Annotated in this window: 11 protein-coding genes; 9 read left to right on the top strand and 2 right to left on the bottom strand. The window is 73.5% G+C overall.

Annotated elements, in window-relative coordinates; translation table 11 throughout:
- The first annotated feature begins 9 nt into the window (after positions 1-9).
- From ACF3NS_RS03865 to ACF3NS_RS03830, 8 genes are all read left to right on the top strand, one after another.
- Positions 10-1092, top strand: a complete 1083-nt coding sequence (locus ACF3NS_RS03865) for an NADH:flavin oxidoreductase/NADH oxidase (RefSeq protein ID WP_392467910.1) — start codon at positions 10-12, stop codon at positions 1090-1092.
- 188 nt (positions 1093-1280) lie between these two features.
- Complete coding sequence (locus ACF3NS_RS03860; RefSeq protein WP_392467909.1) at positions 1281-2696, top strand: MFS transporter; 1416 nt, start codon at positions 1281-1283, stop codon at positions 2694-2696.
- A gap of 35 nt (positions 2697-2731) precedes the next feature.
- On the top strand, positions 2732-4906 hold the full coding sequence (locus ACF3NS_RS03855) for a molybdopterin oxidoreductase family protein (RefSeq protein WP_392467908.1): 2175 nt from the start codon (positions 2732-2734) through the stop codon (positions 4904-4906).
- A complete protein-coding gene (locus tag ACF3NS_RS03850) occupies positions 4899-6497 on the top strand; it encodes an NAD(P)/FAD-dependent oxidoreductase (protein WP_392467906.1) in 1599 nt (532 codons plus the stop codon). Before ACF3NS_RS03855 ends, ACF3NS_RS03850 begins: the two co-directional genes overlap by 8 nt.
- Before the next feature lie 31 nt (positions 6498-6528).
- On the top strand, positions 6529-9189 hold the full coding sequence (gene nirB, locus ACF3NS_RS03845; protein WP_392467904.1) for a nitrite reductase large subunit NirB: 2661 nt from the start codon (positions 6529-6531) through the stop codon (positions 9187-9189).
- Positions 9186-9623: a nitrite reductase small subunit NirD gene (gene nirD / locus ACF3NS_RS03840; protein ID WP_019287492.1), complete on the top strand. Its 438-nt coding sequence runs from the start codon at positions 9186-9188 to the stop codon at positions 9621-9623. Before nirB ends, nirD begins: the two co-directional genes overlap by 4 nt.
- The gene (gene cobA, locus ACF3NS_RS03835; protein WP_392467903.1) at positions 9620-10612 is read left to right on the top strand and encodes a uroporphyrinogen-III C-methyltransferase; all 993 of its coding nucleotides are present in this window, start codon (positions 9620-9622) and stop codon (positions 10610-10612) included. The genes nirD and cobA overlap by 4 nt, the downstream gene beginning before the upstream one ends.
- A complete protein-coding gene (locus ACF3NS_RS03830; protein WP_289032821.1) occupies positions 10609-11343 on the top strand; it encodes a sirohydrochlorin chelatase in 735 nt (244 codons plus the stop codon). Before cobA ends, ACF3NS_RS03830 begins: the two co-directional genes overlap by 4 nt.
- 41 nt (positions 11344-11384) lie before the next feature.
- Here ACF3NS_RS03830 and ACF3NS_RS03825 read toward each other — a convergent pair whose 3' ends face one another.
- Complete coding sequence (locus ACF3NS_RS03825) at positions 11385-13064, bottom strand: Na/Pi cotransporter family protein (RefSeq protein ID WP_392467901.1); 1680 nt, start codon at positions 13062-13064, stop codon at positions 11385-11387.
- Positions 13065-13151: 87 nt separating this feature from the next.
- Positions 13152-14288, bottom strand: a complete 1137-nt coding sequence (pstS, locus tag ACF3NS_RS03820) for a phosphate ABC transporter substrate-binding protein PstS (RefSeq protein WP_154592213.1) — start codon at positions 14286-14288, stop codon at positions 13152-13154.
- A gap of 197 nt (positions 14289-14485) precedes the next feature.
- On the opposite strand from pstS, the gene ACF3NS_RS03815 reads away from it, so the two are divergent.
- Positions 14486-15493, top strand: coding sequence for a hypothetical protein (locus ACF3NS_RS03815; protein WP_392467900.1), 1008 nt, complete (start codon positions 14486-14488; stop codon positions 15491-15493).
- Positions 15494-15774: the final 281 nt, after the last annotated feature.

The raw sequence follows: 15774 nt of genomic DNA, 5'->3' as shown, positions 1-15774 counted from the left end.
GCCGCCCCCATGACATCTTTGTTCGCGCCGATCACCCTGCGCAGCCTCACGATCCGCAACCGCGTCTGGCTGGCGCCGATGTGCCAGTACTCCGTGGAGAAGCGGGACGGTGTCCCCACCGACTGGCACCTGGTGCACCTGGGTGCCCGGGCGCAGGGCGGCTTCGGGCTGATCCTGACCGAGGCGACGGCGGTGTCCCCCGAGGGGCGCATCAGCCCCGAGGACACGGGCCTATGGAACGACGAGCAGCGCGACGCCTGGTCGCGCATCACGGAGTTCGTGCACGGGCAGGGCGCGGCGATCGGCGTGCAGCTGGCGCACGCGGGACGCAAGGCGTCGACCTACCGCTGGTGGGAGGGCGCGCCCGAGGGCACCGTCCCCGCCGACGAGGGCGGCTGGGAGCCGGTCGCCCCCTCCTCCGAGCCCGGAGACGGTCTGGTCGTGCCGCACGAGCTGACGACCGACGAGATCGCCCAGGTGGTGCGGGACTTCGTGGACGCCGCGCGCCGCGCCGACGAGGCGGGCTTCGACACGGTCGAGATCCACGCGGCCCACGGCTACCTGCTGCACCAGTTCCTCTCGCCGCTGTCCAACCAGCGCACCGACGATTATGGCGGTGACCTGCAGGGACGTTCGCGCATCGTGGTCGAGGTGCTCGACGCCGTCCGCGCCGTCTGGCCGCAGGACAAGCCGGTGCTCGTGCGCCTCTCGGGCACCGACTGGATCGAGGGCGGCTGGGACATCGAGCAGACGACCGCGCTCTCGCGCACGCTGCGCGAGCACGGCGCCGACCTGATCGACGTGTCCAGCGGCGGCGTGACCCAGGCGGCGATCCCCGTGGGGCCGGGCTACCAGGTGCCGCTGGCCGCCGAGGTGCGCGAGGGCGCCGAGATCCCCACGGCCGCGGTGGGGCTGATCACGGGGCCGCGTCAGGCCCAGGAGATCCTCGACGCCGGCCTCGCCGACGCCGTGCTCCTGGCCCGGGCCGCGCTGCGCGACCCGTCCTGGCCGCTGCGCGCCGCCCACGAGCTGGGCGTCGACCAGCACGACGCGCCCTACCCGCCGGCCTACTGGCGGGGCGCCTGGCACTGACCGGAGCGCCCCGGAGCGCCCCCGGAGCGCCCCCGGAGCACGTCCGGACGGTCGTGGGTCCGGCAGGTTAACGACGCATCGCGGATCAGGTGATCCGTTGACGTCATCGCAACACAGGGGCAACAGCCTGAGCCGACGGGCTCCCTAGCGTCGATCGTGAGCAGCCCCTCACACGACCGGGAGCCCCGATGAGCAGCACGACGAGCCGCACCTCCACCAGCGCCGCGGGCGCCCCCGCCAGCGCCGCGGGAACGTCCACGACATACACGCCGTCCCCCGGCGAGCTGGCCCCCGGACTCACCCGAGCCTCCGGCCGCACCCTCGTGGGCTGGGACCCCGAGTCCGCTGGTCAGTGGGACCACGGCGGGCGCACCATCGCCCGCCGCAACCTGGCCCTGTCCGTCTTCGCGGAGTTCCTGGGCTTCGCGGTGTGGGCGGTCTGGTCGATCGTCGTGCCGCAGCTGCCGCGGGCCGGGTTCACGCTCACCGTGGACCAGATGTTCTGGCTCGTGTCCGTGCCGTCCCTGGTCGGGGCGACGCTGCGCGTGCCCTACACCTTCGCCGTGCCGGCCTTCGGCGGGCGCACGTGGACGACGATCTCGGCGCTGCTGCTCCTTCTGCCGACCCTCGGCCTCGCGTGGGCCGTGCAGCACCCGGAGACGCCGTTCGGCGTGCTGCTGCTGATCGCGGCGCTGGCCGGCGTGGGTGGCGGCAACTTCAGCTCCTCGATGGCCAACATCTCGTTCTTCTACCCCGAGCGTGAGAAGGGCGCCGCCCTCGGCCTCAACGCCGCCGGCGGCAACCTCGGCACGGCCGCCGTGCAGCTCGCCGTCCCCCTCGTGATCGTCACGGCTTCCGGCGTCGCGCTGGACCGGGCCGGCCTGATGTTCATCCCGCTCGTGCTGCTCGCCGCCGTGCTCGCGTGGCGCTGCATGGACAACATCGCCGGCACCCGGTCCGACCGACGGTCCTACGCCCGCGCCGCGCGGCACCCGCACACCTGGCTGCTGTCGGTCATCTACATCGGCACCTTCGGGTCGTTCATCGGCTACTCCGGCGCCTTCCCCACGCTGCTCAAGGCGCAGTTCCCCGAGATGAGCCTCAACCTCGCCTTCCTCGGCGCGCTGGTCGGGTCGCTGTCCCGACCGCTCGGCGGCCGCCTGGCCGACCGCTTCGGCGGGGCCACGATCACCTGCATCTCGTTCGTGGTCATGGCGATCGGCGCCGTCGGCGCCGTCATGGGCCTGCGGGCGCACAGCTTCGCGCTGTTCTTCGGCGCGTTCCTGCTGCTCTTCGTGGTCTCGGGGCTGGGCAACGGCTCCGTCTACCGGATGATCCCCGCGGTCTTCACCGCCACCTCCGAGGGCGGCGCCGACGCCCTGCTCCGCGCCAAGAAGGCCGCCGCCGGCTGCATCGGCATCGCCGGCGCGGTGGGTGCCTTCGGCGGCTTCCTGATCCCGCGCGGCTTCGCCCTGTCCACGTCGTTGACCGGCTCGCTGCAGGCCGCGCTGTGGGCCTTCGTCTGCGCCTACCTGCTGCTGCTCGGCCTCACCTGGGCGGTCTACCTGCGGCGCGGGTCCAGCGTCGCCGCGCACCGCATCTGACGAGAGCGTCCCTGCCAGGAGAGGAGATTGCCGGTATGGCGACCCCCGCCGCCTCGACGGCCGCCCCTCTCGCAGGGGCCGCCGCCGACACGCACTGCCCGTACTGCGCGCTGCAGTGCGCGATGACGCTGACGCCCGCCCTGAGGCCCGACCCGACTCCAGAAAAGGATGCGCTACCCACGGTGGGGCCGCGGGACTTCCCCACCAACCGGGGCGGCCTCTGCCAGAAGGGGTGGACCAGCGCCTCCGTCCTCGGCGCCGCCGACCGCCTCACGACCCCGCTGATCCGCTCTGCCGCAGGCGAGCTCGCGCCGGCGACCTGGGACGAGGCGCTCGACCTGATCGCCACCCGGCTCCTGGCCCTGCAGGACGAGCACGGCCAGGACTGCGTCGGGGTGTTCGGCGGCGGCGGCCTCACCAACGAGAAGGCTTACACCCTAGGCAAGTTCGCCCGCATCGCTCTCGGCACGCCGTTCATCGACTACAACGGCCGGTTCTGCATGTCCTCGGCGGCGGCCGGCGCCAACCGCGCCTTCGGCCTGGACCGCGGCCTGCCCTTTCCCCTCGCCGACCTCGGTGGGGCGCAGGCGATCCTGCTGCTGGGCTCCAACCCCTCCGAGACGATGCCGCCCTTCGTGCAGCACCTCGCGGGTGCCCGCTCGCGCGGCGGCCTCGTCGTCGTGGACCCCCGCCACTCGCCGACGGCGGCGCTCACCGATGACGGGGGCGGCCTGCACCTGCAGCCGCTCCCCGGCACCGACATCGTCGTGCTCCTCGGCCTGCTGCACCTCGTCTGGGCGACGGGTCGCGCCGACACCCCCTATCTGGCCGAGCGGGTCACCGGGGCCGAGGACGTGCGGGCCTCCGTCTCCGAGTGGTGGCCCGAGCGGGTCGAGCGCGTCACGGGCGTCCCCGCCGACGACCTGCGCCGCGCCGCCGAGATCCTCGCGGCCGCAGCACCGCTCGCGTCCGGCTCCGGCGCCTACGTGCTCACCGGCCGCGGCGTGGAGCAGCACGCGCACGGCACCGACACCGTCACCGCGGCGATCAACCTCGCTCTGGCGCTGGGCCTGCCGGGACGCGTCGGCTCGGGCTACGGCTGCCTGACCGGTCAGGGCAACGGGCAGGGCGGGCGCGAGCACGGCCAGAAGGCCGACCAGCTGCCCGGCTACCGCTCCATCAGCGACCCCGCCGCGCGGGCGCACGTCGCCGCGGTGTGGAGCGTCGACCCGGACACCCTCCCGGGGCCAGGTGTCCCCGCGATGCAGCTCCTCGGGCGCCTGGGCGAGCCGGGCGGCATACGGGCCCTGCTGGTCCACGGCTCCAACCTCGTCGTCAGCGCCCCCGGCGCGGCGCAGGTCACCGAGCGCCTGCGCGCCCTGGACCTGCTCGTCGTCTGCGACTTCGTGCCGTCCGAGACCGCGCTGCTCGCCGACGTCGTGCTCCCCGTGACGCAGTGGGCCGAGGAGGAGGGCACGATGACCAGCCTGGAGGGGCGAGTCATCCGGCGCCGCAAGGTGATCGACCCGCCACCCGGGGTGCGCAGCGAGCTCGATGTGTGGGCCGCCCTGGCCGGACGCCTCGGCGCACCAGCGCGGTTCGAGACCGATCCCGCGCTCGTGATGGACGAGCTCGCGCGGGCCAGCGCGGGCGGGATCGCGGACTACGGCGGCGTCAGCCACGAGCGCCTCGACCGCGGGGACGAGATCCACTGGCCCTGCCCGGATCCCGCGCACCCGGGGACCCCGCGCGCCCTGCTCGACCGCTTCGCCACGCCGGACGGGCGGGCCCGCATGCTGCCCGTCGAGCCTCGCGGCGTGGACGACGAGCTGCGTTCCGACGCGCAGTACTACGCCATCACCGGTCGCGTGCTGCAGCACTACCAGTCGGGGGCGCAGACCCGGCGGGTTCGCGAGCTGGTGGCCGGCGAGCCGCGGGCGTTCGTGCAGCTGCACCCGCGGACGGCCGCCACCCTCGGGATCGAGGAGGGTCAGGACGTGACCCTCACCTCCGCGCGCGGGTCGTGCACGGCGCCGGCCCGGCTGTCGCGCGAGATCCGGCCCGAGTCGGTGTTCGTTCCCTTCCACTTCCCCGGGGCCGAGCGCGCCAACGCCCTCACCAACCCCGCCACCGACCCCGTCAGCGGCATGCCGGAGTTCAAGGTCACGGCCGTGAGCATCCGCGCCGCCCAAGGAGATCCCCGTGCCTGACCGCACCCGCATCGTCGTCGTCGGCCACGGCATGGTGGCGGCGCGACTGATCGACGACCTGGACCGGTATGCCGACCCCGCTGCCCTCGACGTCACCGTCATCGGCGCCGAGCCCGAGGGGGCCTACAACCGGCTCATGCTGTCCGAGGTCATCGGCGGACGCGCGGCCGTCGACGGGCTCGCGCTGCCGCACCGCGCCACCTGGGTGCGGGTGCTGGACGGCGTCGCAGCCGTGCGCCTGGACCGCGAGCGCCAGCTGGTCGTGGACGAGCACGGCGACGAGCACCCCTACGACCAGGTCGTGCTCGCGACCGGTGCCGACCCGCGCGTGCCGCCGCTCGCCGGCCTGGAGGACGCGTCTCGGTGGCCCTCGGGCGTCCACGCCCTGCGGACGCTCGCGGACTGCCGGGCGGTTCTCGCACGCGTGGGATCCGTGGGGCGGGCGATCGTCCTCGGCGGCGGCCTGCTCGGCGTCGAGGCGGCAGTGGGGCTGCGCGCCCACGCCGTGCCGGTCACCGTGGTGCACTCCGGCGCCGGACCGCTGGACCGCCAGCTGGACGCGGCCTCGGCGACCGTGCTGCGGCACGCGTTGCGCGACAACGGGATCGACGTCGTCACGGGCGGCCGGGCGGCCGAGGTGGTCGTCCACGACGGTGCGGTGGCGGGGCTGCGGCTCGCCGACGGCTCCGTCGTCGAGGGCGGTCTGCTCCTCGTCGCGACCGGTGTGCGGCCACGCTCCGACCTGGCGGCCGACGCCGGGCTGCCCTGCGCCGCGGGCGTCCTCGTCGACTCCGACCTGAGATCCCTGGCAGACCCACGGGTCTCGGCGATCGGCGACTGCGCCGAACCCCCCGGAGGGTGCAGCGGGCTGCTCGCGCCCGGCTGGGACCAGGCGTCGGCCGTCGCGAGACGCCTGGCGCGACAGGGCGACTCGCGCTCGACGGGTCCGACCGACGGGGCCGCTGCGCCGACGGGCTCCACCCCCGAGGCGGCGGGCGGAGACGTCATACGACTTAAGGCCAAGGACCTCACGGTCGTCGCGCTGGGCACCCTGCCCGACGACGACCTGGCCGACACCGACGTGCACGTCGTGACCGTTACCGACCTGCGCTCCCGGCGCCGGGTCCGGGTGGGCGTGCGCGACGGCGTGCTCGTGGGGGCGAGCGTGGTCGGCGACGCGCAGCTGGCGGCGGACCTGACGGCGACCTACGAGCGCGGGCTGCCCGTGCCGGCCGACCCCGCCCAGCTGCTGCTGCGGGCGAGCGAGGGCGGTGGTGGGCTGCCGACCGCCCAGTCCCCGGCCCTGATCCCGGGGCGGGCGACCGTGTGCCGCTGCAACGGCGTCGCCAAGTCCCACATCGTCGCGGCCCACGCCGCGGGCGACCGCACGGTCGACGACGTCGCCTGCCGCACGCGCGCCACGACGGGCTGCGGCACGTGCACCGCCACCGTGCAGGGACTGCTGGAGTGGCTGGCCGAGGTCGACGGCGACCCCGCGAGCACCGCGTCCGACATCGATGACGCTGGGTTGTTACCGCGTGTAGCACGCCCGAAACACAGCGCCCGCCTCGGCGTAACAACCCCTTCCTAGCGTCGAGGAACGCACCAGCACAGGAGGACCGATGACCGGCAGCACCCAGCGCCACCTCGTCGTCGTGGGCGGCGGCATGGTCGCCCAACGACTCGTCGAGGCCCTGCGCGCCCGCGACACCGACGCGTCCTGGCGCGTCACCCTCCTCGCGGAGGAGCCCCGCGCCCCCTACGACCGGGTGGCCCTGACGAGCTACTTCAGCGGCCGCGACGCGGACGACCTCGCGCTCGGCGACCAGTCCCTGTGGCGCGACGAGCAGGTCACGCTACGGCGCGGCGTCGCGGTCACGAGGATCGACCGTGAGGCGCGGCGCGTGGCCTGCAGCGACGGCCGGACCCTCGCCTACGACGCGCTGGTCCTCGCCACCGGGTCGTTCGCGACCGTGCCGCCCGTCGAGGGCAAGGACGTGACCGGCACCTTCGTCTACCGCACCATCGACGACGTGGCGGCCCTGCGGCAGTATGTCGAGGACGCCCGCCCCCAGCACCGCCGCCGCCTGCGCGGTGCGGTGATCGGCGGTGGCCTGCTCGGCCTGGAGGCGGCGGGCGCGCTGACCGCCCTCGACGTGGACACCACCGTCGTGGAGTTCGCGCCGCGGCTCATGCCGCTGCAGGTGGACGCGGGTGGCGGCGAGTCGCTGCGGCGGCTCATCGAGGCGCTCGGCGTGGAGGTGCGCACCGGCACGGCGACGCAGCGGATCAAGGCCCGCCGCGGCGTCGTCGCCCGCATGGACTTCGCGGACGGCGGTGGGATCGACACGGACGTTGTGGTGTTCGCGACGGGTGTGCGTCCCCGTGACGAGCTGGGCCGCGCCTGCGGTCTGGAGATCGGCGAGCGCGGCGGCGTCGTCGTCGACGAGGCCTGCGTCACCAGCGATCCCGCCGTCTACGCGATCGGGGAGGTCGCGTGCATCGACGGTCGCGTCTGGGGCCTGGTCGCGCCCGGCAACACCATGGCCGAGATCGTCGCCGACCGGCTGCTCGGCGGCACGGCCACCTTCCCGGGCGCCGACACGTCCACCAAGCTCAAGCTGCTCGGCGTCGACGTCGCGAGCTTCGGCGACGCCTTCGCCACCGCGGACGGCGCCCTCGAGGTGACCTATGCCGACCCGGTCGCCGGCGTCTACAAGAAGCTCGTGATGAGCGACGACGCCCGCACCCTCCTCGGCGGGATGCTGGTCGGCGACGCCAGCGCCTACGCCTCGCTCCGGCCCATGGTGGGACGACAGCTCGGCGCCGACCCCTCGTCATACCTCGTCCCGGAGGGCCTGCAGGCCGACCCGCACGCCACGGCCGAGCTGCCGGACGACGTGGGCGTCTGCTCCTGCAACAACGTCACGGCGGGCACGATCCGCTCGGCCATCACCGAGCACGGCTGCACCGACCTCGCCGAGGTCAAGGCGTGCACCAAGGCCGGCACCAGCTGCGGCTCCTGCCTCCCGCTGGTCAAGAAGATCGTCACCTCCGAGCAGGAGAAGGCCGGCCTCGAGATCAACCGGTCCCTGTGCGAGCACTTCGAGCTGTCCCGCGCCGACCTGTTCAACGCCGTGCGCGTCACCGGCGAGCGGAGCTTCAGCGAGATCATCGCCCGGCACGGCAAGGGCCGCGGCTGCGAGATCTGCAAGCCGGTCGTCGGCTCGATCCTGGCCAGCCTGGAGACCGGGCACATCCTCGAGGGCGAGCAGGCGGCCCTGCAGGACACCAACGACCACGTGCTCGCCAACATGCAGAAGGACGGCACCTACTCGGTCGTCCCCCGCATCGCAGGCGGCGAGGTCACCCCCGAGGGGCTCATCGTCATCGGCGAGATCGCCCGCGACTTCGGGCTTTACACCAAGATCACGGGCGGCCAGCGGATCGACCTGTTCGGGGCGCGCATGGACCAGCTGCCGGCGATCTGGCGGCGGCTGATCGACGCAGGCTTCGAGTCGGGGCACGCCTACGGGAAGTCGCTGCGCACCGTGAAGTCCTGCGTCGGCTCCACGTGGTGCCGCTTCGGCGTGCAGGACTCGGTCAAGCTGGCGATCGACCTGGAGCTGCGCTACCGCGGGCTGCGGGCGCCGCACAAGATCAAGCTCGGCGTCTCCGGGTGCGCCCGCGAGTGCGCCGAGGCGCGCAGCAAGGACGTCGGGATCATCGCGACCGAGAACGGCTGGAACGTCTACGTCGGCGGCAACGGCGGCTTCACCCCGCGCCACGCCGTGCTGCTCGCCGAGGACCTCGACACCGAGACGCTGGTCCGCACGGTCGACCGGTTCTTCATGTACTACATCCGCACCGCCGACCGCCTGCAGCGCACCGCGCCCTGGCTCGAGGAGATCGAGGGCGGCCTGGACCACGTGCGCGAGGTGATCCTCGAGGACAGCCTCGGCATCGGCGCGGACCTGGACCGGGCGATGGAGCGGCACGTCGAGTCCTACTCCGACGAGTGGCGCGACGTGCTCGAGGACCCGGTCAAGCTGGCCCGGTTCACGTCCTTCGTCAACGCCCCCGACCAGGCCGACGGCGACCTCGTGTATGTCGTCGAGCGCGGCCAGCGTCGTCCGGCGACCCGTGAGGAGCGCGAGGCCGCCCGTCGCGGCGACGGTGACATCGAGGTCGTCACCTCGGAGGGCCACCCCGTCGAGCCGGGCAGCAACCAGCCGGGAGCCCCCGTGCTGATCGGTGGGACCACCCTGGAGGTGCGGCGATGAGCGTGACCTGGACCGACGTGTGCGCCGTCAGTGACCTGCAGCCCGAGCGGGCGGTCCCGGCGCTGGTGCAGGGCCGGCAGGTGGCGATCGTGCGGCTGCACGACGACACCGTGCACGCCGTGGGGCAGCGCGACCCCTACTGCGACGCCAACGTCATGTCGCGTGGCCTCGTCGGCTCGGTGACGGTCGAGGGGCGGGAGGTCCCCGTGATCTTCTCCCCGATGTACAAGCAGGCCTTCGACGTCCGCAGCGGTCGCGCCGTCGCGGAGCCGAGCGTGGGCCTGGGCTCGTGGGCCGTGCAGGTCATCGCGGGACGGGTGCAGGTCGGGCCGTGCGTGACCGAGCCTGCGGGCGTGGCGCCGGCGGAGCAGGCCGAGGTGGCGGCGGCCTCCTCCGAGCGGGCCCGCCAGACCGTGGAGGGAGGGGCCGCATGACGCGCCCGCCCGTTCCCCTGTCGACGCCCTTCGGCGCCCTGGTGCTGCCGCACCGCCCCTCCGGCTCCGGGTCCACCGGCACGTCCGGCTCCGGCTCCGGCTCCGGCCACGTTTCCAGGTCGAGCGGTTCGTCCGCCTCTGACAGCTCGCCCGGGGGTACGCCACCTGTGGGCGAGGTGTGGCTCGTGGGTGGCGGACCCGGCGACCCGGACCTGCTGACGGTGCGCGCCCGGCGGCTGCTCGACGAGGCCGACGTCGTCGTCCACGACCGGCTCGGACCCGTCTCGGTGCTCACCGAGCTGCCCGAATCCGTCCAGCTGGTCGACGTCGGCAAGCGTCCGCACCACCACCCGGTGCCGCAGGAGGAGATCAACCAGCTCCTGGTCGACCACGCCAAGCGGGGACGAAAGGTCGTGCGGCTCAAGGGCGGTGACCCCTTCGTCCTCGGTCGCGGCGGCGAGGAGCTGGCGGCCTGCCACGAGGCGGGCGTCGCCTGCCACGTCGTCCCCGGCATCAGCAGCGCGGTGGCTGCCCCGGCGGCGGCCGGCATACCGGTCACGCACCGCGGCCTGTCGACCGGGGTGGTGACCGTCTCCGGGCACGACGAGCTCGACCTGCCCGCGCTGGCCACGACCCCGCACACCGTCGTCGTGCTGATGGGGATGGGGCGGCTGCACGAGATCACGGCGGGGCTCGTCCGGCACGGCCGTGATCCGCAGACCCCCGCGGCCGTCATACAGCAGGCGTGGACGCCCTGGCAGCGCGAGGTGCGGGCCCCGCTGTCCGAGCTGGCCGGCGCCGTCGCCCGGGAGGGGCTGACCAACCCGGCCGTCATCGTGGTCGGCGCCGTCGCCGGGCTCCCCGCCCAGGTCTCGGGCGTGCAGGTCTCCGGCGCCCAGGTCTCCGGCGTGCAGGTCACCGGCGCGCCGGACCAGGGCGCGGGCGCATCCGCCGCGGCCGGGGCCCCAGCGGGGAGACTGTCGGCATGAGTCTCGTCGCGCCCCGCACGACCCTCGCCGAGCCGGAGCCGGTGCTGCTGCTGACCGCGCACGGCACCCGCAGCCCCGAGGGTCAGCGCACCGTCACCGGCATCGCCGAGCGGCTGAGGCGGCGTCGGCCTGACCTGCGGGTCGAGCTGGCCTACGTCGACGTGCAGGAGCCTCACGTCGCCGACAGCGTCGCCGCCCTCACCGGGGCGGGCCTGCGGGTCGTCGTCGTGCCGATCCTGCTGTCGCTCGGCTATCACGTCGAGGTCGACATCGCCCGGGCCGTCGCCGGTCGCGAGAGCGCTTGCGCGACGGGGGCGCTCGGCCCCGACCCGATCCTCGCCGACATCCTCGTGCGCCGTGCCGAGGGCGCCGGCGGCGGGCCCGGCGACGCCCTCGTCGTCGCCGCCGCCGGGTCCAGCCGCGAGCGCGCCCAGGCCGACGTCGACGCCCTGCTCGACGCCGTGCGCTGCCGGTGGGCCGGACCCGTGACCGTGGGATACGGCTCGGCGGCATCCCCCACCATCGCTGACGCCGTGGCCGCGGCCCGTGACGGCAGCCCCCGCAGGGTCATCGCGGCGTCATACCTGATCGGCCCCGGCCACTTCGCCGACGTGATCGCCCGCGCCGGCGCCGACCTCACGACCCGCCCCCTCGGCACCCACCCCGAGCTGCTGACGCTGGTCGAGCGCCGGTATGCCGAGGGCCTCCAGCGCCTCGCCCGCCCGCTCTGACCGCGCCCGCTCAGAGCGGCGCCGGATCAGAGCAGCGCCGGCTACGCCGACGGTGAGGACCCTGACGGCTGCGCGGCCACCGCGCCGCCGGCGACGCCCCGGTCCACCGACGCGCGCTCCGCAGCGATGCGGGCGACGAGGGCCTCGGCGCGCTCGATCGAGCCGAGGAGGGCCAGCAGGGCGCCCTTCTCGCCGGCGGGGAGGCTGGCGGTGTCGATGACCCGCCACCGCAGGTCCTCGAAGGACGACGGGGCGGTCTCGCGGGCGACCGTCTCCGGCCGGTCGATCACGTGGTCCAGCGCGACGTCGACGCGCTCGAGACCCTCGGCGATGTAGGCCTTGCCCGCTGGGCTGAAGTCGTCCCGCTCCACCCGGCGCGCGATCTGGTGCAGGCTGTCCGCGAGCGAGGTCGTGAAGTCGACCTCCTCGATCAGGCTGCCCACCAGGTCCATCTGGGTCCGGTCCAGGTCGTCCGTGAACAGCTCGGCCGAGTAGGCCCGGATCTCGCGGGACAGGGAGTCGGTCGCCTCCCAGTGCTCGGCGGTGTCCTTGGGCGCCTGCTTCTCGCCGCGGGCCATGGCGATGAACAGCGCGCCTGCCTCGAGCACCCGACCGGACTCGGCGCGCACCGCCCCCACCGCGCGCGGGAAGTCACCCAGCAGCGAGCGGTCGAGGTACTTCGGCTCCGCGTAGTCCTCGGCGTCCTCCGCGTCGGTGTGCCCGATCCGCGACAGGACCCGCTCGAAGGTGCTGACGAAGGGGAAGAGGATGAGCACGTTGAAGATGTTGAAGAAGATCGAGAACATCCCCACGGCCACCGGGACGAGCGGATAGGTCTCCTGCCCATCCACGACCACCGCCGCCCCCGGGTCGCCGCCGAAGAAGCCCATCGCCCACTTCAGCACCTGGATGGCAGGGAAGAAGAGGGCCAGCACGACGCACACCCCGATGAAGTTGAAGGCGATGTGGGCGTAGGCCGTTCGCTTGGCGTTCTTGGACAGGTTGAGCGAGGCGATCCAGGACGTGATGGTGGTGCCGAGGTCGGCGCCGATCGCGAACGCGATGGCGGTCTGCCACTCCAGGACCCCCGAGGCGCCGAGACCCATGACGATGCCGATGGTCGCGGAGGACGAGTGGATCATCGCCGTGATGAGGGCGGCGATCAGGGCGCACGACACGACGCCGATGAACGTGGTCGAGTCCAGGGACGACAGCACGTCCATCACGGCGGGCATCTTGCGCAGCGGCTTGAGGCCCCCGGTCATGAGGTTGAGGCCGTAGAAGATCAACGAGAATCCCATGGCCGCGAGCGCGATGTTGCGCACCTTGTCGACCTTGGAGAAGCAGTAGACGCACGCGAAGATCCCGGCACTCAGCAGCCCGATCGGTCCCAGCGGCAGGGCGATGAGGCCGTTACCGAGCGTGGTGCCGATGTTGGCGCCCATGATCACGCCGATCGCCGAGCGCAACGACAGCACACCGGCATTGACCAGACCGACCGTCATCACCGTCATCGCGGTCGACGACTGGATGATGCCCGTGATGATCGTGCCGGCGACGACGCCCTTGGCGGGGGTGCCGGCCATCGTGGCGAGCCACTTGCGCATCTTGTTGACGGACAGCGCCTGTATGCCGTTGTCCATGAACTCCAGGCCGAGCAGGAAGATCCCGAGGCCGCCGATGACGGGGACCAGGATGTCCTTGAAGATGTCGACGTCCATGCGTGCTGTCCTGACTGTGACGGGCGGGCTGGGAGGAGGGGCGAGCTCGGGCGAGCCGGACGTGAGGCGGAGGTGCGAGGGCCGATGTCAGCGAGGGGCGTACGGCAGGTGGCCGCGCCAGTAGGTCTCGATCTGCCCCACGGCTGCGCCGGGCAGGGGCAGGTAGCCCGCACGCTCGTGCAGGTCGGCGCTGTCCTCCAGCACGAAGCGGAGGAAGTCCAGGGCCTGGCGCGCCTCCGTCTCTCGGACCGGTCGGCGCTCGACGAGGGCATAGATCGGGACGGTCAGCGGATAGGCCGCGCGCTCGGCGGAGGTCGGTGCGAGCCCGACGTAGTCGTCACGCCCCGCGTAGTCGAGGCCCGCCACCGAGACCCGCATCGCGGCGTCCGTCGGGCCCACGAAGGCGCCCGCGGCATTCTCGAGCTGCGCGAGTCGCAGCCCCGACTGCTGGGCCTGCGTGCGTTCGACATACCCGATCGATCCCGGACGCTGCCGCACGGCCTGCACGAGACCGCTCGACCGCTCGGCGGCCACCCCGCCCTTCCAGCTGACGAGCGCGCCCTGCCCCGCGGTCCAGCCGGGTGCACCGGACAGGTAGCGCGTCAGGGCGGCCGTCGACCCGGACCCGTCGCTGCGGTGCACCGCGGTGATCGTGGTGGACGGCAGTCGCGTGCCGGGGTTGAGCGCCGTGATCGCCGGGTCGTCCCACCGGGTGATCGCCCCCGTGTAGATCCCGGCGAGCGTTGCCTGGTCGAGCCGCAGCGTCGCGCCCGGGGGCAGGTCGAGGTTGTGCGCCACCGCGAGCGCCCCCACCGCGAGCGGGAACTGGACGACCTGACGCTCGTCGAGGGCGGCCTTGCTCAGCGGGTAGTCCGAGACGGCGAAGGCGACGTCGTCCTCGGCGAGGCGCATGATCCCGCCCATCGACCCGACCGGTTCGTACTCCAGCCCCGAGCCGTCCAGCACCCAGTCGTTGCCGGTCGCTCCGGGGCGGTCGGGGTTGTCGGCCGACGCGGCCGAGCGATAGGCCTCGATCGATCGGTCGATGAGCGGCTGCCCCAGCGTCGACCCGCTCCCGGCGAGCCGGTCCTGACGCCCGGCGGCCGTGAGGGCCACGACGAGGGCGCCGACGACCAGGGCCACCAGGATCGGCACGACGAGGCGGCGACGACGGGCGTCGTCGGTCCGCAGGACGGGGATCCCATTGTCGGGTGAAGCGAGCACCGCGGCTCCTCGGGTGCGTGGGGGTCGACCGGCGCGGGGGCGCTGCCTGGACGGTAGGCAGGTCGGACGTCGTTCACCCGAATGGCGGATGAACGACGGTGGCCCACGACGTGAACGGATCCCCTCACGTGGGGCCGCCTCAGGTCTCTGGCACCACCCGTGTCACGCTCCCGAGCGCGATCGGGGAGACTGGACCCATGGCCAGCGCATACCCGCACATGATCTTTGCCACCGAAGCCGCAGGTCTCGACAAGGACCGCCTCGTGGCCCTGCTCGACGAGGCCGTCCCCGGCGGGTCCACCGAGCAGACCGCCCTCAAGCTGACGTGGACGCGTGATGGCTACGCCTACACCTACTGGTTCGAGGACGCGGACCGCGTCGGCGAGATGTACGCCGACTACCTCCCCGAGGGCGCCCGCCGCCGGCCCGTGATCAACGCGACCACCGTCATCGACATGTCGGGCGCTGCGGACGCGAGCGGCGAGCACGCCGACGAGGCCCGCGGGATCGTCGAGCACCTCGCCGCGCAGGACGGGGTTCACGTCTTCGCCGAGAGCACCAAGCGATTCGTCGGCCTGTCGTATGGCGACGAGCCCGCACCCGAGCCCGCACCCACGGCGACGGCTGCGACAGAGCCCGCCTCCGTCACGCCCGAGCCGGTCCAGCCCGATCCGGTCGTCGAGGTGGCCGAGCCGACGGCTGGCGACTTCGGTGAGCCGGGCCTCCGCGTAGACGAGCCCTCCGAGGACGAACTCGCCTACCCGACGGCCCCGGAGCCTGCCGCCGCGTCCGCCCCCGCCCCGTCGCCGGAGCCGGAGCCCGCGCCCACGCCAGTCGAGCCCATAGCGTCGGAGCCCGAGGTCACCCCCGAGCCGGTCGTCCCCGAGCCCGTGCTGCCGGAGCCCGAGATCGCCCCTGAGCCCCCGGTCCAGCCGGAGCGCATCCCCGGCCAGCTGCCCTCGACCCCCGAGCCGACCCCCACCCCGCATCCCCTGCCGGACGAGGAGCCTGCACCCACGCCCGGGCCCGAGCCAGCCCTTTCGCCGGAGCCTGCACCCGCACCCGAGCCGACCCCTTCACCGGAGCCCACGCCCGAGCCGCAGCCCCTGCCGCGGGCGGAGCCCATCGCCCAGCCCGAGCCCATCCCCGCTCCCGAGCCGGTGCCCGAGAAGGGCTTCCTCAAGAAACTGTTCGGCCGCCGCTGACGACACGAAGTGACCCGACAGGACGCGTCGCGGCGCCAGACAGACGGTTAGTGCACCGAAAGTGCCCCGTCGGGTCACCCCCAGCACCCAATGGGGCGCTCACGGCTCACTGCTCCCACCAACGGGTGGAGAACACCACGCATGACGGTGGCCAAACCCACCCGTTCACGCCTCCGCCCCCTCGGCGCGCCCCAGCACCACCCCGCGGCCGACGCCGACGACAGAAGTGACTCGCCGGGGCGCGTGGCGGCGCCAGACCGACGGTTAGAGCACCGAAAGTG

Source organism: Arsenicicoccus cauae (assembly GCF_043162025.1).
Classification (GTDB): Bacteria; Actinomycetota; Actinomycetes; order Actinomycetales; family Dermatophilaceae; genus Arsenicicoccus; species Arsenicicoccus cauae.
The sequence above is the reverse complement of the archived record's forward strand: the minus strand, read 5'-3'. Positions and strand labels throughout refer to the sequence as shown.